This window comes from Plantactinospora solaniradicis (assembly GCF_042658085.1).
Classification (GTDB): Bacteria; Actinomycetota; Actinomycetes; order Mycobacteriales; family Micromonosporaceae; genus Plantactinospora; species Plantactinospora solaniradicis.
The window spans coordinates 53,725-79,964 of record NZ_JBHSPR010000056.1; the positions used below are offsets into that span (position 1 = coordinate 53,725).

23 protein-coding genes and 1 pseudogene are annotated in these 26,240 nt (G+C 70.4%); 13 read left to right on the top strand and 11 right to left on the bottom strand.

Annotated elements, in window-relative coordinates:
* Genes ACFP2T_RS39330 through ACFP2T_RS39345 form a run of 4 tightly spaced genes read right to left on the bottom strand, consistent with a single transcriptional unit; the run spans position 1 to position 4,849 of the window.
* Positions 1-957, bottom strand: coding sequence for an AAA family ATPase (locus tag ACFP2T_RS39330; RefSeq protein WP_377431491.1), 957 nt, complete (start codon positions 955-957; stop codon positions 1-3).
* Positions 954-2,885 (bottom strand): fibronectin type III domain-containing protein, encoded by a 1,932-nt coding sequence (locus ACFP2T_RS39335; RefSeq protein ID WP_377431493.1) that lies wholly within the window; start codon positions 2,883-2,885, stop codon positions 954-956. Before ACFP2T_RS39335 ends, ACFP2T_RS39330 begins: the two co-directional genes overlap by 4 nt.
* 54 nt (positions 2,886-2,939) lie before the next feature.
* A complete protein-coding gene (locus ACFP2T_RS39340) occupies positions 2,940-4,187 on the bottom strand; it encodes a sensor histidine kinase (protein ID WP_377431496.1) in 1,248 nt (415 codons plus the stop codon).
* Entirely contained in the window at positions 4,184-4,849 is a 666-nt protein-coding gene (locus tag ACFP2T_RS39345) for a winged helix-turn-helix domain-containing protein (RefSeq protein WP_377431554.1), read from the bottom strand. The genes ACFP2T_RS39340 and ACFP2T_RS39345 overlap by 4 nt, the downstream gene beginning before the upstream one ends.
* A gap of 113 nt (positions 4,850-4,962) precedes the next feature.
* Between ACFP2T_RS39345 and ACFP2T_RS39350 the strand changes: the two genes are divergently transcribed.
* From ACFP2T_RS39350 to ACFP2T_RS39395, 10 genes are all read left to right on the top strand, one after another.
* A complete protein-coding gene (locus tag ACFP2T_RS39350; RefSeq protein WP_377431498.1) occupies positions 4,963-6,708 on the top strand; it encodes an AfsR/SARP family transcriptional regulator in 1,746 nt (581 codons plus the stop codon).
* A gap of 114 nt (positions 6,709-6,822) precedes the next feature.
* On the top strand, positions 6,823-7,557 hold the full coding sequence (locus ACFP2T_RS39355) for a helix-turn-helix transcriptional regulator (protein ID WP_377431501.1): 735 nt from the start codon (positions 6,823-6,825) through the stop codon (positions 7,555-7,557).
* Between the two features lie 33 nt (positions 7,558-7,590).
* Positions 7,591-8,244, top strand: a complete 654-nt coding sequence (locus ACFP2T_RS39360) for a winged helix-turn-helix domain-containing protein (protein ID WP_377431503.1) — start codon at positions 7,591-7,593, stop codon at positions 8,242-8,244.
* 112 nt (positions 8,245-8,356) lie between these two features.
* The gene (locus ACFP2T_RS39365) at positions 8,357-9,190 is read left to right on the top strand and encodes a sensor histidine kinase (protein WP_377431505.1); all 834 of its coding nucleotides are present in this window, start codon (positions 8,357-8,359) and stop codon (positions 9,188-9,190) included.
* Positions 9,187-9,690: a response regulator gene (locus ACFP2T_RS39370; protein ID WP_377431508.1), complete on the top strand. Its 504-nt coding sequence runs from the start codon at positions 9,187-9,189 to the stop codon at positions 9,688-9,690. Before ACFP2T_RS39365 ends, ACFP2T_RS39370 begins: the two co-directional genes overlap by 4 nt.
* A gap of 205 nt (positions 9,691-9,895) precedes the next feature.
* A complete protein-coding gene (locus tag ACFP2T_RS39375; RefSeq protein WP_377431511.1) occupies positions 9,896-10,930 on the top strand; it encodes an ABC transporter substrate-binding protein in 1,035 nt (344 codons plus the stop codon).
* Positions 10,927-12,684 (top strand): ABC transporter permease, encoded by a 1,758-nt coding sequence (locus ACFP2T_RS39380; protein ID WP_377431513.1) that lies wholly within the window; start codon positions 10,927-10,929, stop codon positions 12,682-12,684. Before ACFP2T_RS39375 ends, ACFP2T_RS39380 begins: the two co-directional genes overlap by 4 nt.
* Complete coding sequence (locus ACFP2T_RS39385) at positions 12,681-13,811, top strand: ABC transporter ATP-binding protein (protein WP_377431515.1); 1,131 nt, start codon at positions 12,681-12,683, stop codon at positions 13,809-13,811. The genes ACFP2T_RS39380 and ACFP2T_RS39385 overlap by 4 nt, the downstream gene beginning before the upstream one ends.
* Before the next feature lie 88 nt (positions 13,812-13,899).
* A complete protein-coding gene (locus ACFP2T_RS39390; protein WP_377431518.1) occupies positions 13,900-14,070 on the top strand; it encodes a hypothetical protein in 171 nt (56 codons plus the stop codon).
* Between the two features lie 235 nt (positions 14,071-14,305).
* Complete coding sequence (locus ACFP2T_RS39395) at positions 14,306-15,097, top strand: hypothetical protein (RefSeq protein WP_377431520.1); 792 nt, start codon at positions 14,306-14,308, stop codon at positions 15,095-15,097.
* 2,185 nt (positions 15,098-17,282) lie between these two features.
* Here ACFP2T_RS39395 and ACFP2T_RS39400 read toward each other — a convergent pair.
* Positions 17,283-18,602, bottom strand: a complete 1,320-nt coding sequence (locus ACFP2T_RS39400; RefSeq protein ID WP_377431523.1) for a glycosyltransferase — start codon at positions 18,600-18,602, stop codon at positions 17,283-17,285.
* Between the two features lie 79 nt (positions 18,603-18,681).
* On the opposite strand from ACFP2T_RS39400, the gene ACFP2T_RS39405 reads away from it, so the two are divergent.
* A complete protein-coding gene (locus ACFP2T_RS39405) occupies positions 18,682-19,332 on the top strand; it encodes a TetR/AcrR family transcriptional regulator (RefSeq protein WP_377431526.1) in 651 nt (216 codons plus the stop codon).
* A 636-nt stretch (positions 19,333-19,968) separates the two neighbouring features.
* Complete coding sequence (locus ACFP2T_RS39410) at positions 19,969-20,583, top strand: hypothetical protein (protein WP_377431557.1); 615 nt, start codon at positions 19,969-19,971, stop codon at positions 20,581-20,583.
* 97 nt (positions 20,584-20,680) lie between these two features.
* Here the strand turns inward: ACFP2T_RS39410 and ACFP2T_RS39415 are convergent.
* The 6 genes and pseudogenes from ACFP2T_RS39415 to ACFP2T_RS39440 all read right to left on the bottom strand — a co-directional run.
* Positions 20,681-20,824: pseudogene (locus tag ACFP2T_RS39415) on the bottom strand (IS5/IS1182 family transposase); the annotation flags it as partial.
* A 240-nt stretch (positions 20,825-21,064) separates the two neighbouring features.
* A complete protein-coding gene (locus tag ACFP2T_RS39420) occupies positions 21,065-22,051 on the bottom strand; it encodes an RNA polymerase sigma factor (RefSeq protein WP_377431528.1) in 987 nt (328 codons plus the stop codon).
* 267 nt (positions 22,052-22,318) lie between these two features.
* Positions 22,319-23,254: a macro domain-containing protein gene (locus tag ACFP2T_RS39425; protein WP_377431531.1), complete on the bottom strand. Its 936-nt coding sequence runs from the start codon at positions 23,252-23,254 to the stop codon at positions 22,319-22,321.
* A 191-nt stretch (positions 23,255-23,445) separates the two neighbouring features.
* The gene (locus ACFP2T_RS39430) at positions 23,446-23,634 is read right to left on the bottom strand and encodes a hypothetical protein (protein WP_377431560.1); all 189 of its coding nucleotides are present in this window, start codon (positions 23,632-23,634) and stop codon (positions 23,446-23,448) included.
* A complete protein-coding gene (locus ACFP2T_RS39435) occupies positions 23,610-23,840 on the bottom strand; it encodes a DMT family transporter (protein WP_377431533.1) in 231 nt (76 codons plus the stop codon). Before ACFP2T_RS39435 ends, ACFP2T_RS39430 begins: the two co-directional genes overlap by 25 nt.
* Before the next feature lie 75 nt (positions 23,841-23,915).
* Positions 23,916-25,031 (bottom strand): alpha/beta fold hydrolase, encoded by a 1,116-nt coding sequence (locus ACFP2T_RS39440; RefSeq protein WP_377431535.1) that lies wholly within the window; start codon positions 25,029-25,031, stop codon positions 23,916-23,918.
* Between the two features lie 171 nt (positions 25,032-25,202).
* Here ACFP2T_RS39440 and ACFP2T_RS39445 point away from each other — a divergent pair, with 171 nt between their 5' ends.
* Positions 25,203-26,129 (top strand): LysR family transcriptional regulator, encoded by a 927-nt coding sequence (locus tag ACFP2T_RS39445; protein ID WP_377431538.1) that lies wholly within the window; start codon positions 25,203-25,205, stop codon positions 26,127-26,129.
* Positions 26,130-26,240: the final 111 nt, after the last annotated feature.

Here is a 26,240-nt window from a genome sequence, read left to right on the forward strand (position 1 = left end):
TCAGCGGGCCGCGCTCGCCGCCGGGGCGGGAGTGGAGTCGAGCAGGTCCGCGACGATGTCGGCACTGCTGCGCCGGTTTATCTCGGCCTCGGGCGTGAGGACGAGCCGGTGCGCCAGTACCGGCACCGCGACCTCCTTGATGTCGTCGGGCGTGACGAAGGAACGGTCCACGATCGCCGCCAACGCCTGCGCGGTACGCACCAGCGCGATGCTGCCCCGGACGCTGGCGCCGAAGCGTACGGCGGCGTGGTCCCGGGTCGCGGCGGTGAGCCGGGCGGCGTACTCGTACACCGCCCGGTCCAGGTGCGACGTGCGGACCTCGGCGATGGCCTCCCGCAACGCCTCGACGTCGACGACCGCCGACAGGTCGTCCGCGGTCACCCCCGCGCAGTCGCCCATCATCACCTGCACCTCCGAGTCGAGGTCGGGGTAGCCCACCGACAGCCGCATCAGAAACCGGTCCAACTGCGCCTCGGGCAGCCGGTAGGTGCCGGCCAACTCGATCGGGTTCTGCGTCGCGATGACCAGGAACGGCCGCGGTACGTCGTGTCCGGTCGCGTCCACCGTGACCCGCCGCTCGGCCATCACCTCCAGCAGCGCGGACTGGGTCTTCGGAGTGCCCCGGTTGATTTCGTCGGCCACCACGATGTTCGCGAACACGCCACCCGGGTGGAAGGTGAACTTCTCGTCCTTCTGCTGGTAGACGGTGACGCCGGTGATGTCGCTCGGCAGCAGGTCCGGGGTGAACTGGATCCGGCTCCACTGCCCGCCGATGCTGCGGGCGAGGCACCGGGCCAGGGTGGTCTTGCCGAGGCCGGGTACGTCCTCGATCAGTAGGTGCCCCTCGGCCAGCAGTCCGGCGATCGCCAGCCGTACCAGTTCGGGCTTGCCGCGGATCACCCGCTGCACGTTCTCGTCGATCCGTGCGGCGATCTCGGCCACGCTGGAACTGGTCACCCAGCCCTCCACAGGTAGTGATTGGATTCGACGCCGCCCACGGTGACCCACACGTGCTGTCCGACGTCGTCGAACGGGAAGTCCTCGAAGCTGAGGTTTCCCTTGGCGTCGGTCCGTAGCGTGGTGCCCGGGTTGTAGTTCGGCCACTCGTCCGAGTGCGGCTTGATGGAGTAGTTGGTGTTCGGCGAGAAACCTCGCATCACCACCCGCATGAACGCGCAGTCCGGTGCGTCGCAGAGATCCTCGTACGTGGTGTCGCTGCCCCGGGAGACGGTGACCGTCCGGGGCGGCGGCGGCACGGTGGCCCGGACGGTGGCCGGTGACCCGCGCCCGGCGGAGTTCCGGGCGGCCACGGTGATCCGGTAGGCCACGCCCCTGGTGAGCCCGGTGATCGTCATCGAGCGGGCGCTGGCGGGCCGGGTGGCCGAGCGGCTGGTGCCACCCGCGGCCGGTGCCCAGGTGACCTGGTACCCGCTCACTGCGGCGCCGTTGGCGGTGGCGGCGCCCCAGGTGAGACGGAGGTCGGCGCCCTGGGCGGTGGCGCGGGCGTTCCGGGGCATCCCGGGTGGGCTGGCCGGCACCGGCGGAGCCGGGGGAGCCGCCTGTCGCGGTCCGCCCGGACCGCCCGGATCGGACTCGGACGGCGGCCGGGAACGGGGGCTGGCTGATCGTGGGCCGGGCTCGGGGTCGGGTACGGCGGACGACGGACCGACCGGCGTGGGCGACCCCTTCCGTCCTTCGTTGCCGACCACCGGCACCAGCCCGACCGTGCCCGAGTGGTCCACCACCAGGACGTGTCGGCCCTCGGCGCCGTCAACGTAGACCCGCTTGTCCTCGCCCCGGCGCAGCGTCGGTTCACCGGCCTCCGGCGGTATCGGGGTGGCCCGCTGCTGCTCGCCCGCGCTGTTGTAGGTGAGCACCGTATTGCGTTGCAGGTCCAGCAGCACCACCGACGACCCGGTCGCGGACGGAGCCGAGTAGCTGCCGTCGGGCAGGGTGACGGTGACCGGCTTGCCACGCTGCCGGTTCGTGTCCAGACCGGCGGCGTCGATCAGCTGCATGCGTCGCGCGCCGGGGTCGAGGATGGCGACCCGGCCGGAGACGTCGACCGGTGCGACCCGCGCGGTGGCCGGCAGGTCCATCCCGACCGGTGTCGGCCGACCAAGACCGTGGTCGGCCACCAGGCTCAGCGTGTCCGCCGCGGTGTCGACGAAGACCGGCCGTCCACCCACCACGGTGAGCGCCCCGGTGTGACCGGCGGGCGCGGCGGCCGGACACGATATCCGGTCGGCGCCGGGCGCCAGCCGGCAGAGCACGCCGGAGTCGGCGCGGTGCAGCCAGAGCGTGCCGTCCGGGGTGGTGACCGGGTCACCGAGTACGCCGCCGGCCGGAATCGTCGCGGGCGGATCTCCCAGCCGCACCACCTGCCCGGCCTCCCGGTAGACCAGGTAGGGGCCGCCCGCCACCTCGACGGCGAACGGCCGCTCACCGGTCGGCGGGGTCAGGGTGCGCTCGACTGACAGGGTCGACTTGCCGAACTCGACGATGCGGGAACGGCCGACCACGTAGCCGCTGGTGTCGCCCTGCACCACCTGGCTGCCCGGTTCGATGCCGGGCACCGGGGCCTGGACGTCCACCCGCTGTGCGGAGCCGTTGACGTGGAACACCAGGTCCAGCGACGGGTTCGCGATCCAGTGCCCGCCCTGGGCGAACCGCAGTCCGGGCGTCGGGGCGACCGCCCCGGTGGCCGCCGCCGTCACTCCGGCGAGACCGACGGCCACCAGCAGCACCAGCGGCAACCGACCCCGGCGCAGCGGACCACGGTCCCGCCAGGAACGCAGACCACGCCAGGACGCCCGGCCTGGCCAGGAGCGGAGGTGCCGCCAGGAGCGCGGGTGGAGGCGCCGTGAAATGCCCAGCTTGATCACCGGTCGAGCATAAATGGCCGGGTACACGATTGGTCCAGCCCCGATACAGCGACTTCAGTCATCGCTGGGCAGCACCAGTTCGAAGATCGCGCCGCCCTCCTCCGCGTTGTAGACCCGCAGCATGCCACCGTGTGCCTGGGCCACCCAGCGGACGATGGACAGGCCCAGCCCGCTCGACCCGCCGCCGCTGCTGAACCGGTCGAAGTTCTCCTGCGCCATCGAGGCGTCGATACCCGGGCCGTGGTCGGCCACCATCACCCGTCCGCCGGCGACGGTGATGTGCACGACGGCGGCATCGCCCGGCCGCCGGCCGTGCCGCAGCGCGTTGTCCAGCAGATTGCCGATGGCCCGCTGCACCAACTCGGGGTCGACGTCCACCTTGGTCGGTGCGGTGGTCACCGTCACCTGCGCCCCGTCGGTGGGGGTCTCCTCCACCACGGTGCTGACCAGCTGGTCCAGCCAGACCGGCTGGACGGCGAGCCGCTCGACACCGGCGGCCAGCCGCGCCCGCACCAGCAGCCCGTCGATGATGCTGCCCATCCGCCCCGCGAGGTGGACGGTACGGGGCAAGAGCTCGGTGCGCTGGGTGGGGTTCGCCAGGGCGGTCTCGGCGAGCGCCCGCAACGCCGCCACCGGGGTACGCAGGTCGTGCGCGGTGTCGGCGAGCAGTATTTCCTGCTGTTCGAGGGCGGCCACGGCGGGCCGGATCGCCCAGCCGGAAAAGAGCTGACCGGCTACTCCGACCGCGATCACCAGCAGCGCACAGCCGGTGACCACGAACAGCACCATCCGGTTGTGCCGGGCCCGCTCCGGCCCCGCGTCGACGGCCGCCACCACGGCACCCAGGTACTGCCCCCGGGAGTCCCGAAACGGCTCGGCGCCGACCCGGACCAGCTCGCCGCCGCCGCCCCGGACGTACCCGCTGAGCAGCCGGCCGGTACGCACCGCCTCCGCGGCCAGCCCGGCGAGCACCGCCGGATCCAGCGGTACGCACTGCTGCTGACTGAAATAGCCGGTGAACCGCTCGGTGCCGCCGGGCAGGATCGCGAACTGCGGACACCGGGTGTTGAGTTCGTCCTCGCTGACGAACGCCGTGATGAACGTGCCGTCGTACTGGATCAACCGGGTCACGGTCGAGGTCACCCGGCGCAGCTCGCCGTCCAGCCGCTGCTCCCCAACCTGCGCGTCGAGGTGCGCGGCGAGCCACCCGAACACCATCGAACCGGCGGCGGTCAGTGCGGTGAAGAGCAGGACGAGCCAACGGCGGCGGCGCCGCAACCGGTTCGTGGTCGGGCTGCTCACGGACGCCGTCGCAGCCCGTCGAGCCGGTACCCGTGGCCCCGGACGGTGTGGACCAGTTCCGGTTCGCGCAGCTTTCCGCGGAGCCGCCGCACCACCACGTCGACCACATTGGACATCGGATCGGTGCTGGTGTCCCAGCAGTGCTCGATCAGCTCGGTCCGGCTCACCGCCTGCTCCGGCCGGGCCACCAGGTACTCCAGCACGGCGAACTCCTTCGCCGTCAGGCTGAGCAGCACGCCGGCGCGGCGGACCTCCCGGCGGGCGCAGTCCACGACGAGGTCGGCGTGCCGCAGCACCGAGGGTCGGCCCGAACCGGCCCGTCGGACCAACGCGTGCACCCGCGCCGCCATCTCCGCCACGGCGAACGGTTTCACCAGGTAGTCGTCCCCGCCGTGGGCGAACCCCGCCACCCGGTCGGCGAGACTGTCCCGGGCGGTCAGGAACAGCACCGGTACCGCCCAGCCCTGCTCCCGGCGACGGTGCACGTACGCGATCGCGTCCCCGTCGGGCAGCATCCGGTCGAACACGACACAGTCGTACCTCCCGGCGGACAGCGCCGCGTCAGCGGTCGCGATGTCGGCGGCCTGGTCGACCCGCAGCCCCGTGCCGAGCAGTTCGGTGGTGACCGCCAGCCGCAGGTCCGCGTCATCCTCGACCACCATCACCCGCACCCGCGACCTCCCTGTGTCGTGTCATCGGAACCTCATGTACCGGGACGGATCGTAGCGGCGAACGGTGCAACCACTGGCGGTGCGGGCGATCGGGAGGTGCGGAAGTGGTGCTCTTCCATGTGCTGGGCCCGCTGGAGGTACATGCCGGGACGGCCGTGCGCAGGTTCGGCGGCAGCAAGCCCGGCACCCTGCTGGCGACCCTGCTGACGAAGCCTAACGGCTGGCTGGCGACCGAGGATCTGGTCGCGGCCATCTGGCCGGAACCGGCCGTGCCGGTCTCGGCGGAGGCCAATCTGAAGACCTACGTCTGGCAGTTGCGCCGCAGCTTACCGGAGTACGACGGTGGCCCGCGGATCGAGAGCGGCCCCGGCGGATACCGGGTCCGGGTCGGCCGTGGCGAGCTGGACACCCACCGGGTCGGCGAACTCGCCGAACAGGCCCGGCTGGCCTCGTCGGACGGGCGGACCGAGGCGGCTGCGGCCCTGCTCGAACAGGCGTTGCGGACCTGGCGGGGACGGCCGTTCGCCGGCCTCGACCCGGTCGCGTCCACCGATGCCCTGGCCCAGCTCGACGACCTGCGCCTGGGACTGGCCGAGCGGCTCGCCGAGGCGCAGCTCGCGCTGGACCGTGGCCAGGACGCGCTCAGCACGCTCCGGTCGGTCACCGCCGACGCCCCGCTGCGCGAGGGGATCTGGGCGCGGCTGATTCGGGCGCTGCACGCGACCGGCCGGCGGGCCGAGGCCCTGGCCGCGTACCGGCAGGCCCGGGACCTTCTCGCCGCCGAACTGGGAGTCGGACCGGGACCCGCGCTCGTCGAGGCGTACCGGCTGGCCCTGGGTGACGCGCGGTCCGGGCCGGCCCGCCGGGAGCTGCCCCGGGACGTACCGCTGGCCGGTCGGACGGCCGAACTGGCGGCGGTACGACGGGCGGCCCGTGACGCCGTGCCCGTGGTGCTGGTCGAGGGCATGGCCGGAGTGGGCAAGACCGCGCTGGCGGTGCACGCGGCTCACCGGCTGGCGCCGGACTACCCGGACGGACAGTTCTTCGTGCGTCTGGGCGACGGTGGCCAGCCTGGTACGCCAGATCCTGCCGCTGTGTTGGACCGGCTGCTCCGGGGCGTCGGCGTACCCGCGGCGGGGATCCCGTCCGACCTGGACGGGCGGTCCGCGCTGTGGCGCTCGGAGCTGGCCCGGCGACGGATACTGCTGGTGCTGGACGACGTGCCCGGCCCGGACCAGTTGGCGCCGCTGCTGCCCGCCATCCCCACCTGCCTGACCCTGGTGACGACGAGGAACCGCGACTGGCACCCGGACGGCGCGACGCGGGTTAGGCTGGCACCGCTGGGTACCGAGGCGGCCGCCGCGCTGTTCCGGTCCGCGCTCGGCAGACGCGACACGGACCGGCAGGCCGTGGCCGCCATCGCGCACCGGTGCGGTGGTCTTCCGGCGGCGCTGCGCGACGCCGCCGCCCGGCTGCACAGCCGACCGCACTGGACGGTCCGGCGGCTGGCCGACGAACTCGACGACGATCCGTGCGGGGTGCTCTCCGACGCCGTGCGGCGCTCGATCACCGACACCTGCCGCCGGCTGCCCGACCGCGAGCGGGCGGCGTGGTACGCCCTCGGCGACCTGCCGGGCGAGTTCGGGCCCGCGGCCGCCGCGCGGGCGCTGGGAATCACCGTGGGCGCGGCGCGGCCGGCCCTCGAGGCGCTGGTCGACCGGGGGCTGCTGGACGTCAACGGCGGCGACCTTTACCGCAGCCACGTCCTGGTCCGGCATCTGGCCCGGTGCGCCGTGGTACCGGCCGGCGGCCCGGTTCGGAGGCACCACGGTGGCCGGCGGGTCGCGTGAGGGGAGCCGCCCCATGGCCGTGAGCTGGGTACCCGCGGCGAGCAACCGCGACCGGGCCGCCACCCGCAGGCGCGGACCAACCGTCGCCGCCCCGTGGACGATCGGAGAGGTCTCATGACCGTCAACACCCTGACCACCCTGCGCAACCGTGGCCGGACCAGTGACTCCGGGCACCCGGCGCTGGGCCGCCAGGGCAACCAACCCCTGCTGCTGTCCACCCACGCCGGGGTCGCGGCGACGCTGGCGACGGCGGACCGCGACGTGCTCGTCGTCAGTACCCGGTGCAGGGCCGGCCACGAGCCGCTCGGCATGCTCGGGCGCGTCGACCACGAGAACCTGCGGCGCGGAGTGCGTTACCGGGTGCTGTTTCCAGACCGCGCGCGTACCGTCCCGGCGCTGGCCCTGAGGCTGAGCAGCCTAGCCCTTGCCGGAGCCGAGGTACGCACCATGCCCGATGTGCCGGCGGACGCGACCGTGGTCGACGAGGCGGTGGCCATGCTCCCCACCGAGCTGCGGGACAGCCGGCCGAGCGGGGTCGCGATGTTCCGGCTGCCCAGCGTGGTGGGCACGATCGTCGAACTCTTCGAGCGGGTCTGGCCCTCGGCCGTGTCGCTGATGGCGTCCGACGTACCGGACGGGGCCGGGTTGACCGCGCGGGAGCGGGAACTGCTCGCGCTGCTCTCGGTGGGCTGCACCGACGAGTCGGCGGCGGCCCGGCTCGGCATCTCGGTACGTACCGTGCGCCGGATGATGTCCGCGCTCATGCATCGGCTCGGTGCCCGCAGCCGGTTCCAGGCCGGGATCAAAGCCGCCGACCGAGGCTGGCTGGTACGAGGGGAGGGCGGGTGACGGTCCGGGTGTGGGCGCGGGCTACCGTGTCCTGTGCGCGTACTGGTCATCGAGGACGACGACGGCCTCCGGATGGCTTTAGACGGATCACTGCGCGGTGCCGGGTTCGCCGTGGACACCGCGGTGGACCTGCCGCAGGCCGACGAGGCGCTGAGCGTCAACGGGTACGACTGCGCGGTTTTCGACCGGATGCTGCCCACCGGGGACTCGCTGCGGTACGTGGCGGAGCGTCGTCGTACCGGCTGGGCCGTGCCCGTGCTGTTCCTCACCGCCCGGGACGCGGTGAGCGACCGGATCGACGGGCTGGCCTGGGGCGACGACTACCTGGTCAAGCCGTTCGCCACCGTCGAGCTGGTCGCCCGGGTGGGCAGCCTGTGCCGGCGGGGCGACACCGCCCCGACTCCAGTGGTGCGGTACGGGGACGTCGAACTGGATGTCGGAAGGCACGAGGCCCGGCGCGCGGGCCGGGTACTCACGCTGACCGCCAAGGAGTTTGTGGTGCTCGAGCGGTTGCTGGCCGCGGGCGGTGAGCCGGTGCGTCGTGTGGACCTGATCGCGATGGCCTGGGACGAGTTGGTCCCACCCGCGTCGAACGTGCTCGACGTGCTGATCGCGCAGTTGCGTCGCAAGCTGGGCCCGCCACCTGTGCTGCACACGGTACGTGGAGTCGGCTACCTGCTGCGCTAGATTCCCGCCCCGCTAGCCCGGATCGCCTCGGTCGTCGACCTGCGCGACCCGACCGGTCCGATGTCGCTCGACCGGTACCACCACCTGGCGGGTGCGGCCGATGTGGTCGCTGATGATCGCCGCATTCGCCGGCGCGCTCGCCGGTGTCGGCCTGATGACCCTGCGTACCCGTCGGACGATCGCCGCGCAGAGCGCCGAGCTGGCCCAACAGGAGCAACTCCTCGCCCGCCGGGCAGACCAGGTGACCTCGCTCAGCCACGAGCTGCGTACCCCGCTGAGCATGATCAAGGGCGCCGTCGACCTGCTCCGCGAGGGTACGCCCGGACCGCTGACCCCGGCGCAGAGCCGCTTCCTCCAGGTGCTCGACCACCAGTCGAACCAGGTGATCGGGCTGTGCGAGAGCCTGCTGATCCAGGCGAAGATCGAGGCCGGCCTGTTCACCCCCAGGCTGGAACGGGTGGACGTGTCGCTGGTGGCCCGGGACGTGGTCACCGCGATGCGGTCGCTCTGCGCACAGCGCCAGCAGCGGATCAGCCTGGACACGCCGCAGGTGATGCCGAGGATCTCCGCCGATCCGATGCTGCTGACCCAGGCGATCACCAACCTGCTCTCCAACGCCAGCCGGTTCACCACGACCGGTGGCAGCATCGACGTCCGGGTGACCCCGATCGACACCGGCGTTGCCGTGTACGTCACCGACGACGGCGCGGGAATGACCCGGGAGGAACGGCACCGGTTGTTCCACCGGTTCGCCACCGGCCGTCCGCTGGCCGACGGGACCGGGCTCGGTCTGGTGATCACGAAGACCATCGTGGAGTTGCACGGAGGCGAGATCATGGTGCACACCGCGTCGCGGCGGGGAACCACCTTCCTGCTCACCCTGCCCGGGACCACCTCCACCGGGAGGACGTCGTCCCGGGACACGCCGGCCGGGACCCGGGCATGACCGGGCCGGCGGAGCCCAAAGCCGGTCAGGGCGGCGGCCCGGTCGCGCTGGTAGTCGACGACGAGCCGCAGATGACCATCATCATCGAGTTCGCGTTGCAGACCCAGGGCTTCACCGTGCTCACCGCGCACGACGGCGCCACGGCGCTGCACCTGCTGCGTACCCACCCGGTCGACCTGGTCGTACTGGACGTGCTGATGCCGGCGATGGACGGGCTGGCCCTGTGCGAGCGGATCCGCGCCCGGTCCGAGGTGCCGATCATGCTGCTCACCGCGCTGGCCCAGCACAACGACGTGATCGCCGGTCTGGAGCACGGCGCCGACGACTACGTGACGAAGCCGTTCCACCCGCGCGAGGTGGCGCTCCGGTCCCGGCTGGCCGCCGTCCCGGACGGGGCGGGATACCTGCGCACCCTGCGCGGCGTCGGTTACCTGATGCCGGACGTCGCTGCGGAGGTGCCGGACGTGGCCGCCGAGGTGCCGGACGACCGGTCCCGATAGGCGGTCGCCACCCGCCCGGCGGACGTCCCCGCGCGCCGATCGGACAGCCGGGCCGCGCCGCCGGAGGTAACGGCGATGTCACCAGGGCTCACGTTGTTGTCACCGGCGCGCCCGAAACCCGCGCATAACCTGACCGCAACATTGGGACAACCTTGGAGGTCGAGACCTCATGGCGGGTCAGTTTCGGCGAGGTGTCAGACGGACAATGGCGTTGACGGCGGCGGCGGTCGTACTGTCCGCCGCCGGCTGCGCACGGGAGGGCGGCGGCAGCACCCCGGACGCCGAGGACGGCGGAGTCGTCCACGTGGTGTGCGGGGCGACCGAGGAGTGGTGCGCGGCCACCACCGCGCAGTTCAGCAAGACGACCGGGGTCAAGGCCGACTTCGTCCGGCTGTCCAGCGGTGAGGCGCTGGCCCGGATCAAGGCCGGCCGGGGCAACGCCGAGTTCGACGTCTGGTACGGCGGCCCGGCGGACGGCTTCGCCGCCGGTGGTGCCGAAAACCTGCTCACCGCGTACGTCTCGCCGAACGCGGGCGCCATCCCGGCCAGGTACAAGGACCCGACCGGAATCTGGACCGGGGTCTACGTGGGGGCGCTCGGCTTCTGCAGCAACCCCAAACTGCTCGCCGAGGCCGGCGTCGCGGTTCCGGACTCCTGGGCGGATCTGCTGGATCCGAAGTTGGCCAAGGACATCGGCATCGCCCACCCCTCGACCTCCGGCACCTCCTACACGGCGCTGTGGACCCAGGTCGTGCTCGCCGGAGGCAATGAGGACAAGGCGCTGGAGTACATGCGCAAGCTGCACCCGAACGTGTTGCAGTACACCAAGTCGGGTGCCGCGCCCGCCCAGATGACCGCCCGTGGCGAGGTGGCCGTCGGGATCATCTTCTCGCACGACTGCGTCGCGGCGAAGGAGGCGGGGTTCCCCGACCTGACGGTCACCTTCCCGGCCGAGGGCACCGGATACGAGACCGGCGGGGTGGCCCTGGTGAGCGGCGCGAAGAACCCGGTGAGTGCCAAGAAGTTCGTCGACTGGGCGCTGACCGTCGAGGCGCAGGAGGTGGGGCCGACGGTAAAGTCGTACCAGTTCCCGACCCACCCGGACGCGAAGGTCTCGGACAAGGTCGTGGACCTGTCCACCATCACCATGGTCGAGTACGACGCGGTCGAGGCGGGCGAGGCGAAGACCGCCCTGAACCGGCGGTTCGACGGCGAAGTGGCACAGGCGCCGAAGTCATGACCGTACTGATCCAGGACCCGGCACCGGCACCCGGTGGGGCAGTGACGAAGCCGCCCCGCCGGCGCCGGCGCCGGCTCGACCTCGGCCTCCGGCTGCTGATCATCGCCTGCGTGCTGCTGGTGTTCATCGGTAGCGTCGTCCCGCTCGTCGCGGTGCTGGCCGCCGCGTTCGCCCCGGAGGCACTGCCGCGTTACGCGCAGTTCTTCACCTCCTCGGTCGACCTGACGATCCTGCGCAACACGCTGGTGCTGGGCGTCCTGGTCGGGCTGGCCGGAACGGCACTCGGCTTCCTCTTCGCCTTCGTGCAGACCCGGCTCAAGGTTCCGGGAAAGCGGATCCTGCACGTGATCGCGCTGGTGCCGATCGTCAGCCCGCCGTTCGCGGTCGCCACCGCGACCGTGGTGCTCTACGGGCGGCGCGGCGTCATCAGCAACGGCGTCTTCGGCCTCGAGTACGACATCTACGGGCTGGACGGCCTGGTCTTCGTACTCTCGCTGTCGCTGTTCCCGGTCGCCTACCTCGGCCTGCTCGGCATGTTGCGCGGGCTGGATCCGGCGCTGGAGGAGGCGGCGATGAACCTCGGCGCCAGCCGCTGGCGCACACTGCGGACGGTCATCCTGCCGCTGCTGGCACCGGGACTCGTCGCCCCGTTCCTGCTGCTGTTCGTGGAGGCGATCGCCGACCTGGCCAACCCGCTCGTGCTCGGCGGCGACTACACCGTGCTGGCCAGTCGCGCCTACCTGGCGGTCACCGGCGAGTACGACACCACCAGCGCCGCCATCTACTGCGTGATCCTGCTCGTACCCTCGCTGGCGATGTACTTCGGCCAGCGGTACTGGCTGGGCCGGAAGGTGCGGACCACCATCACCGGCCGGCCGTCGGGCAGCGTGCACCTGATCGACAACTGGGTTCGCTGGCCGATCTACGGCCTCGCGCTGCTGGTCGCGGCCCTGATCCTGAGCATCTACGGCACCGTGGTCGTCGGCTCGGTGACCAAGGTGTTCGGGGTCGACAACACGCTGACCCTGGAGTACCTCAGGGAGGTTGTCGCCGGTGTCGGCCGGGAGGCGGTGCTCGACACGATCGTGTTCGCGGCCATCGCCACCCCGATCGCGGCGATCTTCGGTCTGGTCATCTCCTGGCTGGTGGTCCGGCACCTGCGCCGGGCGGCCGGCCTGCTGGACTTCGCCGGCACGCTCGGGGTGGCCGTACCGGGCACGGTGCTCGGAATCGGCTTCGTCCTGGCGTACCGCCCGGAGCGGTATCTCGGCCCGATCGAGGTGTTCCCGAGCCTGGTCGGCGGAAGCGCGATCGCGGGCGGCGCCGCGGCGATCATCGTCGCGTACGTCATCCGTAGCCTGCCGGCCGGGCAGCGCACCGCGGTCGCGGCGCTGAGCCAGATCCATCCGCACATCGAGCAGGCCTCCACGGATCTGGGCGCCGGCCCGCTGTACACGTTCCGCCGGGTCACGCTTCCGTTGATCCGGCCGGCGTTCCTGACCGGGTTGAGTTACAGCTTCGCCCGGAGCATGACGTCGATCTCGACGATCGTCCTGTTGGTCACCCCGGAGACGAAGATCATCACCTCGCAGGTGCTCAGTGCCGCCAGCACCGGCCGGTACGGAGTGGCGTTCGCGTACTGCACCGTGCTCACCGCCATCGTGCTGGCCGCCTTCGCGCTCATCCGCTTCGTCGTCGGCGCGGGGGCCAACCTGCACCGCGTCGCCTCCAACACGGAAAGGCAGAACCGATGACCACCGCCGCACCCGACCTGGCCGCCGCCTCCGACACCGAGGCCGGCACCGGCAGCCTGCGCCTGGAGGCACTGACCAAGACCTTCGCCAGCCGTACCGGCGTGGTGACCGCGGTCGACGCGGTCGACCTCGACGTGGCGCCGGGGGAGTTCATCACCCTGCTCGGGCCGTCCGGCTGCGGGAAGACCACCACCCTTCGGATGGTCGCCGGGTTCGAGGACGCCACCAGCGGGCACATCCGGCTCGACGACAGGGTCATCGACACGATGCCGCCACAGCGCCGGCCGATGGCGATGGTGTTCCAGAGCTACGCGCTCTTCCCACATCTCACCGTCGGGGACAACATCGCGTACGGCCTCCGACTGCAACGCCGCAGCCGCGACGAGGTCGACACCAGCATGCGGATGGCCCTGACCAGCATGAACCTGGTCGGGCTGGCGGACCGTAGCCCGCACGAGCTCTCCGGCGGACAGCAGCAGCGGGTCGCCCTCGCTCGGGCCCTGGTGGTGCAGCCCAAGGTGCTGCTATTCGACGAGCCGCTGTCCAATCTGGACGCCAAGCTGCGTGGGTCGATGCGCGCCGAGATCCGCCGGATCCAACGGATGTTCGGCATCACCAGCATCTACGTCACGCACGACCAGGACGAGGCGATGAGCATGTCGGACCGGATCGTGGTGATGAACAAGGGCCGGGTCGAGCAGGTCGCCACGCCGGGTGAGATCTACCTGCGCCCCGCGAGTGTGTTCGTCGCGGACTTCATCGGCCGGGCGAACTTCGTCGAGGTGATGCCGGAGACCGTCGCCGACGGGCACGCCACGGTCACCGCGCTCGGCCAGCGGCTGCGTACCGCGGCCCATCCGACGGTGACGGGCGGCGACGAGGGCGCGTACCTGATGACCCGGCCGGAGACGATGCGGCTGACCTCGGTCACCGACGGCGGTACCGGGATCGGCGTCGTGTTGCGGTCGACGTTCCACGGGCCGACCATCGACTACGAGGTCGAGACGACCAGCGGCACCCTCACCGTCACCGAGGCCGGCCGGGACCCCCGGGAGGCGCTCGGCGAGGGCACCAACGTCAACGTGGCGATCGACCCGGCCCGGGCGTACCTGCTGGCCCGGGACTGACGCACCCAGCGGTTACCGTGCCGGTCGTGCCGGGTACCGGGGAAAGTCCCCGCCGGGGAGCGGGAGGATCCGCATCATGTGCGGTGCCATGCGGCGATCGGCTACCTGCAAGCACCACTGCCCGCACTTCCTGACGATCTCGTACTGCCGGATCAGCTTGATCCTCAACCTGTGCGGCGTGGACGAGGGTTGGGGCCGACTTCTTCCTTCGAAGGTTGTGTTCCCGGCCTGGCTGCGGGTGACGGTGCGGACGTCGTAGCGGCCGGGTTGGGTGGCTGTGTGGTGGTCCGGTCTTGGCCGGCGGTTTCGGTACTTACGCTGGGCAGGCGAGAGGCGGTGGGCCGTTGATGCTGTCACCGTCCGGAGGTTGGTCGGCGACCTGCTCGACGGGCACGGGGAGTAGGGCCGACCGGCTCCCGTGACTGTGGGTTGTGAGTCAACGTTTCACCAAGATCCAGATCCCATCCTGGACAGCCGGCCGCACACTGATAGGCGTGCTGATCGGGTTGGGCGTGCTCGGCGTAGCCATAGTGAGCGCGCTGGGGTGGTTCGTGGGCGAGGCGCTGGGCGGGCATGGCGAGGCCGGCCTGGCCGTGGTGTACGGCATCGGCGTGCTGCTGTGGGCGCTGCTCGACGAGCACACCGGCGAGGCGACCTTCACGGCGATCCTCGCATTCCTGATCGGCCTGCCGATCGTGTACGCCGTCGTGGTCGTGGTCAAGTTGGTCGTTCTGGTGTTCGCCCTCGCCGACCTGGGCGCCCGTGACGTCCTGCTGTCCAGCCTGCTGAGCGCGCTGGCTGGCACGGGCATCAGCGGCGGGCTCTCGCTGGTCGGCGCGTTCAGACGCGCGACGGAACCGTCGGCGAGCCGGCGCCCGGCCGACCTGGAGGAGTCGTTCCTGTCCGGGCTGGCGTTCCGGATGCCGCTGGCGCTGCTCATCGCCGGCCTCATGGATCTGCCGTACACCCCGGCGGCGCGGATCGTGACCGGTGCGGCGTGGGGGATCGCGGCGGCGGTGTGCGCGCTGGTGTACATGGGGGTCGTCGAGAAGGAACCGATCCGCAAGGCGTGGTTCATCATCGTCATCGTGCAGGTCGTCATCCTGGCGTGCGGCCTGTTCGCCGTCCTCCAGAGCCTCGGCGAGGCGAACGTGGTCGACGAGGCCGTGCAGCTCGCCGTACCTGCCAGCCTGGCCTGCGGCCTGACGTACCTGCTGGCCTTGCTCGGGGCCACCGCCGCCCGCCTGCTCCCGAAACGTGCGCCGGAGGCAGGCGAGCCGACATAGGAGAGCAACCTCGTGGATTCTGCGCGGTCGGGTCCTGCCTGATGCCCATGGGCCGCCACCCGCACCTCGTGATCATTCCGTGCTTCGAGTCGCCCTCTGCTCACCAGTTACCCGCACCCCGGCATCCCCATCGACCGAGGCCTCTACCATCATGTCCGTAACGGGTTCCCCTAACGGGCCGCGATCGAGCGGGCCACAGATTCGTCTGCGAGCGCCCCGTCGACCGCAGACAACAGCACCGTCGGCTCCTTCTGTACCCGGCCATATCTCCTAACACAGGAAGGGGAGGGATGGCTTCGCCTCAAACCAATCCGCTAGGGCATCGACAGTTTCACCACCGCCGTCAACGACTGGCCCGGCCGCTATCGGCACGAACGGGCCGCGTACCTCTTTCACACAGCGAGCGCTCGCGTACTTGGTAGCCCTGAGCCCGGCCGGGCCGCCACGGTGGCAGCTGAAGCGTTGACCGTGGCGACCACAACCGGCTCGGCGCGGGTCCGCCGGAACATTACCGCCCTAGCCCGGCAACTCGAACCATGCTTCGGCCAGCCGGAAGCGCGGCAACTCCTTGACCAGTTGGCCACGACCGGATGAACCACCGATCGCCCGACCCGGTCCGCTCGCCACAGCCGCCTGATGTCGCCTTTGCCGGCCGCGCCAACATCGGCATCACGGTTCGGATCCCTCAACGGCCCGTCGCCGGCCGACGACGTTCGCCTCGTCACCCGCGACGACCACGCCGGGCGGCAAGAGCCTCAACCAGGTCCTGGCCGCCCGCCAGGCGGACTAGCTCTCGTACCACCAGTCGACACACTCGCGGGCTACGTAACCATGCCAGGTCAAACCAAGTTGGACCGCGACCCACTGATTGCCGAGGAGGCACGAGTTGTATAGCCCGCCGGTCACCGTCGTGCACCCTGCGTTCAGGACTTCCCCGACATTCAACGTCCTGTAGATCCCAGCTGTGGTGTAGGGCTGAGTTCGGATGTTGACCGGCCCGATGCCAGGCGCCGGAGTCGCGCGGCATCCTGCGGCGCGATCCTGCGCCGCAGTGAGGACGATTCCGCCGTCCGCTGACACGACTGACGCGTGTACTGATGCGGGGAACATGGTGATGGTCGCGGTGAGGGCAATGATCACAGTCAGTGCAGCTCGAAAAATCTTGATAGGCAAGGCGGACCTCCTGCGGCTGGGACGTGATGGCTTCTGGCGTTAAATCGACGGTCGTCCGCGTGTCCAGGTGGTGCTTTTGCCCTCCTGGTCTGACCTGCGCTGCGGTCGCGACGACTAGGTCCTGGTTAGCCCGTGCACGATTGTTTGGCTCCTGGCTCCAGCCGCCAATCAATCAACTCCGAACAATGGGTTTCGGTCCACGAAACGGGCTCAGGCAGGAAGTTGCGGCGAGGTGGCGGACAGCCGTCCGCTTTCTCGGCCGTAGGAGTTTGGACAGGTCGACAAGATTACGGGCCGGATCGCCGTGCGCCGCATCCCCGACTGCCCGCCGTTCCATCTGCGGACGGGTAGCGGCATCGGTCGCGGCCTACCCGGTGTTCGCTCATGATCAGCGAACGTTAGCCGATTCGGCCAGGTCAGGCCCAAGACGCTGCCGTCGCCCATTCCCCCGATGCAGCGTGGAAGCTACGCGACGCCGCCTCGCCACCGGCCCGATCGCCGCCGCCCTGGCCTGCCCGATCCAGGGTCGAACGCCGCGTCCCGACCAACGGGAGTCGTCATGATCACCCTGCAACGCATCCACGTCGGTCGCACCCACGCCGGCAAAGCCGTCACGATCTTCGTTCGTCGAGGACATCCGCTTCCACGTCGTACACAACGGCGAAGACCTCGCCCCGCACTCCCGACGCGAGCACCGGCCCGTGACAAGGTTCAGAGGCTACGGAACGACACGGATCTGAACCTGATCATGTCCCTAGCCTAGCCGGGTACGTTTGTTGGCTGCGGTGTGAAGAGCAGCAATCGCTATGGCATTCCACATCCGTCGATGAGAAATCCCGGCATGTCTTGATCGGGTGTACTGACCTGCCGCCGAGCGGGCGGTGCGGGACACCGGCGCCGCGTCACTCTGCGTCCGCCATCGCTCAGCTTGTCGCATGCACGCTCGTGCCGAGAACAGCACCTGATCGATGGCATGTCGACGTCGGCGCAACGCGCGCCACGCGGGGGCGGGTCACGGCGGCGGGGATGCCGACCGTTGGCGTGTGACGTCGGCGAGTTCGGCGTGGATCAGGGCAACTGTGTCGCGGCTGGCGTATTCGGCGGCCAGGGTGCGTGCCCGCTGCTGGTATTCGGGCTCCCGCAGGATGGCATCTACAGCTGCGGCGAGGGCCGGCGCGGTCGGGGTTCCGGTGCGCAGGTTGATGCCGGTGCCGCTGGCCGCGACGCGGCCAGCGACTTCGGGCTTGTCCTCGGTGTCGCCGGCGACGATCAGGGGAATGCCGTGGGCGAGCAGGAGTTGGGTTCCGCCGTATCCGCCGTTGGTGATGGCCAGGTCGATGTGTGGAAGCAGGTCGGCGTAGGGCACGTAGGTGGCCGCTCGGGCGTTTGCCGGTAGCCCGCCGGGAATCTGCGCCGGGTCGCGTCCGCCGGTGGTGACCACGATGAAGACGTCCTTGTCGGCGAGAGCACGTAGGGCCGGACCGATCACGCGGGTCAGGTCGGAGGTATCCAAGGTGCCCTGGGTGACGTGAACGACCGGGCGACCAGACCGGCGGGCCGCGAGCAGTTCGTGCCACCACGGCGGAGGCGTCCGGTTGCGGATCGCGTCGTGCGCCGGCGGAGGGCCGACGAACCGTATCTGGGAGGGCAGGTCGCTCCGCGGGTATTCGAAGCCGGGCACGCTGAGTTGTAGGAACCGGTCGGCCAGCCGCGGCCAGTCGAGGAAGAATACCGGCAAGTCGGGCAGATCCATGTCGCGCAGTGTCCGATCGAGACGCCGCTGGTTCGGGCCGAACACCACCCGGCGGACGAGGAGGTTCAGTAGCCAGTTGCGACTCCGGCCGGCGGCGCTCGACGACGGGGGCAGGCCGAGGCCGAACGGTGCGGTGTCCCGGCTGAGCAGCGGCAGCACGGTTATCCCGACGCTGACCACGGGCGGACGTGGTCGCGGATCCACCAGCAGCGGCAGTACGCCGAAAAAGCCGGTCTCGGCGAGTATGGCGTCGACCGGCTCGGCGTCGAGCATCGCCCGCATTGCCTCGGCCTGTGCCCGCACCGGCTCGACGAAGGTGTGCTGTACATCAAAGGTCAGCTTGCGCAGGCCGGAGCGCTGCGTCCGGCCCGGGAACGCGGCGTCGAGGTCGCGGGCGTCGTAGTCGACGGCCGCCGGCAGCGCGACGTGCACCCCGCCCGCCGCCTCGACCGCGTCGCGGAAATGCGCTCCGGTCAGGAACCGCACCCGGTGGCCGGCCTGGACAAGTGCGGCGGCGATGTTTGTCATCGGGGCGACGTGCCCGTGCACCGGCGTGCTGGCGAGCAGATACCGGGCCATGGCCGATCCTTCCATCGCGAAATTTCGATACAGTGTCACTGTAATTCGGTACATCGACACTGTGCCGTAAACTGTCCCGATGGCGACACGCGGGTACCACTCTCCGACTCGCCAGGCGCAGTCCAGCGCCACTCGGCGCCGGGTGGTGGTCGCGGCACAGGAGTGCTTCCAGGAGCGCGGATACGTCGGCACAACGATGCGCGCGATCGCACAGCGGGCGCAGGTCTCGGTCGAGACCGTGCACCAGACCGCCGCAAAGCGGGACCTGCTGTTGGCGGCGTTCACCCTCACCGTCAGCGGCGAGGACGGACCGGGCCGACTGCTCGACCGTCCCGAGCCGAAGGCCATATTCGACGATCCGGATCCGGTACGCCGGCTGCGGGGCATGGCCGGCTACGTAACGGGAATCAACACGCGGGTGATACCGCTGTGGCGGGCGTTCGAGCAGGCGGCCGCCGCCGACCCGCAGGTCGCCACCGAGTACGCGGACCTGATCACGCGAATGCGCAGCGAGTTGCGTGACGCCCTGACGGTGCTCGCCGAGCGGGGCGACCTGCGCGAGGACCGGCCGATCGCAGAGCTAGCCGACCTGCTCTGGCTGCTGGTGCTACCCGACCAGTACTTCCGGCTCTGCGAGCAGGCCGGATGGAGTGTCGAGCGTTACGTGGCCTGGCTCGCCGAGAGCATGCTCGACCTACTGCTCCCAAGCCGCCACGGCTCGGCATCCTGACTGACTCCCGGCATCCGGACCCCTTGTACAGCACCTACGCGACGTCACCGCCAGACGGCTGATGTTCGGGTTCCGAACGGTCGTGACTCGACCAGCCAGGAATGGTCAACCCGTGCGGCATGCGAGACCGGCCTGCACGTGCACGATTCTTTCAAGGCCGTCAGCGCTGAGATCGGGTGCGCTGTCATGCCGCCGAGCGGGCGCGCCGGACCCCGGGCCCCCGTCACTCTCCGTACGCCATCGTTCAGCTTGTCAGGCGCACGCTCGTGCCGATGTGCGGACGTCAGCCGGCCTTCGGGTGGCAGGGGCACAGTCGCCTCAGATTCCAGCGAAGATCAGCTCTCGTCTTTCGCCTGCGATTGTCTGCCGGTGGCATGGACGTTGCAGACACTGAGGAATTCCGCGCAACGGGTTGACTACTGACCGTTGTCATGTGGGTGTGGGTAAGGAATGGGCCGGTCGCAGGCTTGATCCGGCCTCCTGGCTGGCCCTCGTACAGTGGACGGGGGCTGGGTTTTGATGATGACTCCTGTGGTGCGGGTCTGGCTACGGTGTTGGCTTCCGGGGTGTCGGGTTGGGGCCAGCCGGTGCAGGCGCAGGCGTGCCCGCGCTGGTGACGACAGGTAGGAGGCCGCGGTGGAGATGGTCGAGCAGCTTATTTCCCGGACGGATGCCGCCTACCAGCGGTGGTTGGCGTCGGTCACCGACGACGTCGTCGCCGATGGGGTGGTCATGTACTGCCTGGAATCCCTGCTGGAGCGCAACACGACCTACGGGATCGGTAAGTGGCTCACCGGCTACCTCATGATTGGCCAAGAAGGCGATCGGGGATTCTTGCTCAGGTGCGACGGTGGCGGGGGCCCGGTGTTTTGGGCCGACCTGGGCAGTCTCGGCGAAGTCGACCTCGCTGTTGTTGCCCCCGTGTTCGAGGTGTGGCTGCGTTCCGGTTTCGCCCTGCCCCCCGACCCGCAGCCGGACCTGCCGCCAACCGCCGACGTCTATGTAGACAAGGTTCCGGTCGATGCAGTTCAGCTGCTGGCGCGGGCAAGGAAGCTGCTGGGTGTGGCTTGGCCGTTCGGGGATCTTAAGGGCCTGCTCGCCGTCCAACCGTTCCTGGCTGCGAGGTCAGCTCGTCTGTGCGCGCTGCGTCGCGACCTGGGATACGCCCCCGAGTTGCGGCCGTACCTGTTCTACGCCACCGACCAGGGCCTGGAAGCGGTATGGCCGACCGACAGCCCAGAAAGCCGGTGACTTGGCACAAGTTCAGGTATCGATCCAAGGTCGTATTTGATGACGGCGGATCGTATGGCGAGCCGTTGTGCGCACGGGTGGCTACTGACTGCTTGTGGTGTTTGCCCGACCACCAAAGATCCACCCCGGGAGCCGGCCCAGACGTGGACACGCGGTCGATCTCGATCAGAGTGCCGTCGATGATGACGTGGCTATAGCCGGCCGCCCTGGCCGCCAGCAGCGCGCCGTGAAGACTCGGGGCCACCCGTGGGGACGCACAGGTCCGGTCCGGTGCGGAGATGGCAGGACTGTGATGAGACACGCCGGCCGCTACCTGGCGGTCAAGCTCCTGATCAGGCCAAACGTCTCCCGCCGGGCCGGCGCTGGCAGCAGCGGGCGGACAAGTCCGGTCAAAGGCGCGAAGGCCAGTCAGACGAAGAGTCACACCCACCACTGCCAGCCGTCAGCTCACACTGATGAATCGACCCCGCCATGCTCACAGTCAGCCGAGGCGGTGGGCCCGGCCGAGGAGGTATCGTCGTTCGACCTGGTTCTCCGTCAGGGCGGCTGCTTCGCGGTACCGTGCCGCCGCGCTGGTCGGGTCGCCGGTCATCTCGAGCAGGAGGGCGCGCACGGCGCGTTCCCGTCGTCGGGTCAGGGGTTCCTGATCGAGCTGGTAGTGCCGGTTGAGGTCGTCGAGCAGCGCCAGTCCTCGGGTCGGCCCGTAGGCGCGGGCGACCGCGACCACCCGGCTCAGCCGTACCGGCGCGGTCGGGTTGAGCCTTTCGAGCCACAGGTACAGTGCCGCGATCTGTGGCCAGTCCGTCTGTTCCGGCGACGTGGTCGCGGCGTGCACGGCCGCGATCGCCGCCTGCAGCTGGTACGTGCCGATCTCGCGTCGGCGCCAGACGCTGTCGATCAGCTCGGTGCCTTCGCGGATCAGTGCGGGATTCCACTGTGTCCGGTCCTGCTCGTCGAGCGGCACCAGCTCGTCGCCGTCGGTACGGGCAGTGCGCCGCGACTCGGTGAGCAGCATCAGCGCGAGCAGGCCGGTCACCTCGGGGTCGTCCGGCACGGAGTCGCGGAGCATGCGGGTCAGCCGGATGGCTTCGCGGGTTAGGTCGATGCGGGCGAGCTCGTCGCCGGTGGAGGCCGTGTAGCCCTCGTTGAAAGTCAGGTACAGCACCTGCATCACGGCGTTCATCCGACTGTCCCGGTCGGTGTCGGTGGGCGGGGTGAAGCGGGCGCCGGCGCGGGCCAGTTGCTGCTTGGCGCGGCTGACCCGCGCACCCATGGTGCTCTCGGTCGTCCCGTGGGCGTGTGCGATCTCCGCGGTCGTCAGGCCGCCGACCGCGCGCAGAGTGAGCGCCACCTGGGAGGTGGGGCTCAGCGCAGGGTGGCAGCACAGCAGCAGGAGCGTGAGACTGTCGTCGGTCTCCAGCGGAGGGTGCGCCTGGCGGGCCGGATCCTGCATCGCCAGCTCGGTCATTCCCGCTTGCTGCTCGCGCCGGCGTCGGGCCTGGTCGGTGCGGAGCAGATCGAGGTAAGCCAGGCTCGCCCGGACTCAGCACCTTGGCGACCGGCAGGACGGCGCGCAGCCGGTCAGGGTCGGTCAGTACCTCGACGGGCAAAGCGTGCAGCACCTTGCGTACGATCCCGGCGCAGCGATCTGCCGGCTCGGTGACGATGGCGGCGTCGCCCAACGCGACGATCGCGACCCAGCCCGGTGGACAGAGCAGCGATCTGGTCGAGGTGGCTACGTCAACTCCGCCGTCAGCGGGGAAGGCCATCGGAACGCCACCGAGTTCGCAGGTGCCAGGGTCGGCGCCGCGTCGGGTTCACGTTGTGCCGCGTAGCGGTCGAGCAGGATCGGCACTCCCGTGTGGACCCACCACGGAAGGTGGACCGCGCCGGCAGACATGCCGTGGCCTGGGTCGAACTCAGGGACATGTATCGCTGCGCTCTTGTCATGCCACGGGGTGGACTCACGGCTGACGAGGGGTTCACCAACGACCTGCTCGATGGTGTCCGTGAGGAGCGTCCGCAGGGTGAACCAGTGGTCTGGCAACGGTGTGTGGGCGAATCGCGCGCGAAGCTCTCGCCACAGGTAGGAATCGCCGCGCAGCCCGAACTGAGTCGGCTCACGCTCGAACAAGGAGCCGACCGTGCCCGTGCCTACAGGCGGCGGACATCGAAGCCACAGCGCCGCACGGATCTGCTTGTGCACGGCTTCCTCGACCGCGACGAGCCGCACCTCGTCGACCCGGGTGCTGGCAGCCGCGAGGGTCTCGATCGCCGTCGCGATGGCATCAGCACGTGGCCAGCCGAAGACGCCCGTGCTGATAAGCGGGAATGCGACGGTACGCGCGCCGATCTCATCGGCGACCTTCAGCACGCGCCGATAACACGACACCAGCAGGGAGCGGTCGCGCTGCCCCGCGTGGTAGTTCGGGCCGACCGTGTGGATGATCCACCGGGCGGGCAGGTCGCCCGCCGTCGTCCATCCAGCGTCGCCAGTAGCGAGGCCGTTCGGAAACCGGGCGATGCAGTCACGCAGGACTGCTGGGCCTCCGCTGCGATGGACCGCGCCATCCACACCGCCGCCTCCGCGCATAGCCTCGTTGGCCGCGTTGACGACGGCGTCAACGACCTCCGTCGTGATGTCACCGAGAACGGCGGTAACGACTGGCACGCCATCATTCTGCCCGCAACACCAACCACCCCCGCACGGCGCTCCCGCTGCTCGCCTCCGGCGAGTCGGTGCACTCTTCCGCCGCAATCCGCGTCACGGTGTGTAACGGAGAGATCGCGGCACTCAACGCACGGATTCGCCGAGTTGAGTGCGCCGACAAGGGAGCGCGTCTGTCGGTTCCGCTAACGCCATCAGCGCCAGGCGCGGATCGAGCTCACGCCGCAGCCGGCCGGCCATTGTTGGCTGGCAGCGCACGGTTCGGCGGAGGCGACGGCGTCGTGCCCTTCGCAGGCGGTGTTGGCGTTTCGCTGCACTCTGGCCGTGGCCGCGGAGCGGACGGCCAAGGCGTTGGCCGTCACGACGATGGCGATTCCGGCCATTCGTGCAGCTTGAGGAACTGGCCAAGGACCATGATGCCGGCAAGCGCGGCGAGCACCAGGTGGATGCTCACGAGCACGCCGAAGAAGAGCGCGGGAACGCGGCGCAGCCCGATCAGGTCGGCGGCATGGGGCACGACCGAGCTGAGGACGCCGACGCCGATGACGTAGAGGATTGCGGTGCCGTCCAGTCGTCGCTGGGCGATCAACGTCGCCGCCAGCGTTGGCGCGACCGGCAGACTCGCGTAGCGCCGACGTTGCCGCCGCCCGTGCCCGCAGGCCCGCTAGCCTGACCTCAGGAACCGGGTCACCTCGGCGAGGAACTGGTCGCGCCCGTGGTCGCCGCGGTCGAGGTGCGCGTAGTGGGTCGCCCCGGCCAACTGCACACTGCGCACGCTGCGGGCGTGCACGAGATGCTCCACCAGCGTGGCCGGGTCCTCTGGTCGGCTCCAGAAGTCGTACTCGCTGCGCAGCACGAGCGTGTGTGCGGTCACCAGGCTCGCGTCCCACAGTTGACGGCCGGTGGCCAGGTAGAAGCTGTCCTCCAAAGCGCCGGACGGGGCGCGGAAGCTCGCCGGTTCGCGGCTGCTGCTGGTCCGGTCGGAATCCAGCGCCGCCTGCTGATAGGCCGCCGCCACCACCGGGTCGCGCCAGACGCTCTTGTCCGGCGTCGGGATGCTGCCGTCCCACGACGGCAACAGGCTCGCCGCGGTGCTGGTGCGGTAGGCGCCAAAGTTGGCCGCGTTGAAGCGGCCGGGCCGGTTCGGGTCCTCGTAGCCACTACCTCGTCCCATGGTCGGATGGGTGTCACTCGCCCCGTAGAGGGAGTTATAGAGCACCAGATGGCTGACCCGCGCCGGGTTGGCAGCGGCGTACTGGCCAAGCCAGTGGCCGCCGGTGGCCCAGCCCAGCAGCGCGACCCGGCCTGACGGGTTGCCTGCCCGGTTCCGCGCGCTGATCATGTCGACGACGGCGGCCACGTCGCGCACCACCTCGTCGGAACGGACCGTCGGCGGGTTGGCCTGCGGCGGTTCGGACAGCTCCGCCGGGCGGGTCGAGCCGCCGTAACCTCGCGCGTCCATCACGTAAACGCGGTGCCCGGCAGCGGCGAGGTCCGCGGCGAGCGAGCCGCCGGGTACCGGCAGGTCGAAGCTTGCCGGCCCGGGCACCCGGGCCCCGTGCAGCAGCAGGACCGGCGGGCGAGTGGGAGACGGACGCGGGTTCCGCAGCCGGACCTCCCGCACGGCGATACGGACGCCCGGGTCGCTGGTCACCTGCAGTTGACTGCGGACCGGGTCGGCGCCGGGGGGATCGGCGAGGGTGTTCGCCGAGGCGGCGGTACCGCCGAGGACCAGGGCCGCGATGGCGGCCCCTACCACTGTTGGACGGCCGGTGGGCATGGCGGACACTCCTTCCTGAACGGATCCCGCCGTGCGACCGCGCGGGAACTCATGCTGCCACCATGCCGGCTTGGTATGCCTTACCGGACGTCGCAGATCTCAAACCGCACCAATTGATATCTTCCGTGTATCGCCCGGCCCGGCACAGGCGACTCGGGAGAGGGAGCAAGGATGGAACTGCGGCATCTGCGGTACTTCCTCGCCGTCGCCGGCCACCTGCACTTCGGCCGCGCCGCCGCCGAACTGGGAATCCAGCAGCCGCCGCTGAGCCAGCAGATCCGGGCGCTGGAGTCGGAGATCGGCGTCGACCTGTTCGACCGCGGTTCCCGCCGGGTCCGCCTCACCCCGGCCGGGATCGCGTTCCGGCCGGACGCCGAACGCGCGCTCGCCCACGCCGCCGCCGCAGTCCGTGCCGCCCAGCGCGCCGGGCGCGGAGAAACCGGCACCCTCGCGGTCGGCTTTGTCGGCTCGGCCACCTTCACCCTGCTGCCCCGGCTGCTGCGGGCGGTCCGCGACCGCCATCCCGACGTCACCCTCAACCTGCGCGAGCTCACCACCACCCAGCAGGTCGACGGGCTGCGCGACGGCACCCTCGACGTCGGCCTGCTCCGCCCGCCGCTGCCCGCCGCCGACACCGGCTTCCTGCATGTCGAGGCGGTCGGCAATGAACGGCTCGTCGTCGCCCTGCCCGCCGACCACCCCCGCGCCGGTGACCGGGTCGTTGACGCGCGTCAGCTGGCCGACGAGCCGTTCGTCCTCTCGCCCCGCCACCTCGGCCCCGGCCTGCGCGACCAGATCGTCGACTACTGCCGCCGGGCCGGGTTCACTCCGACCGTCGCGCAGGAGGCCATTCAGATGCAGACCATCATCGGCCTGGTCGCAGGCGGACTCGGCGTATCCCTGGTGCCCGCGTCGGTGTCCCAGCTACGGCGCAACGACGTCGCGTTCCGGCCAGCCCGCCCGGCCACCCACGTCATCGAACTGGCGGTCGCGTACCGCCGCATCGAATCCAACCCGGCCACCGCCAACCTCGTCGCGCTCGCCCGCGACCTGGCCCGGTCGGCGCCGGTACGGCCCCGGCGGCCGGCCTCGCATTGAGGACGAACGCCATGCGGCCTTGCGCCATGGACACGCGCATGCACGCTCAGGTGACGAGGAGGCCCCATCGTCTCCGCCATAACCCTGTCCACCGCGAGGCAGCAAGCGCAC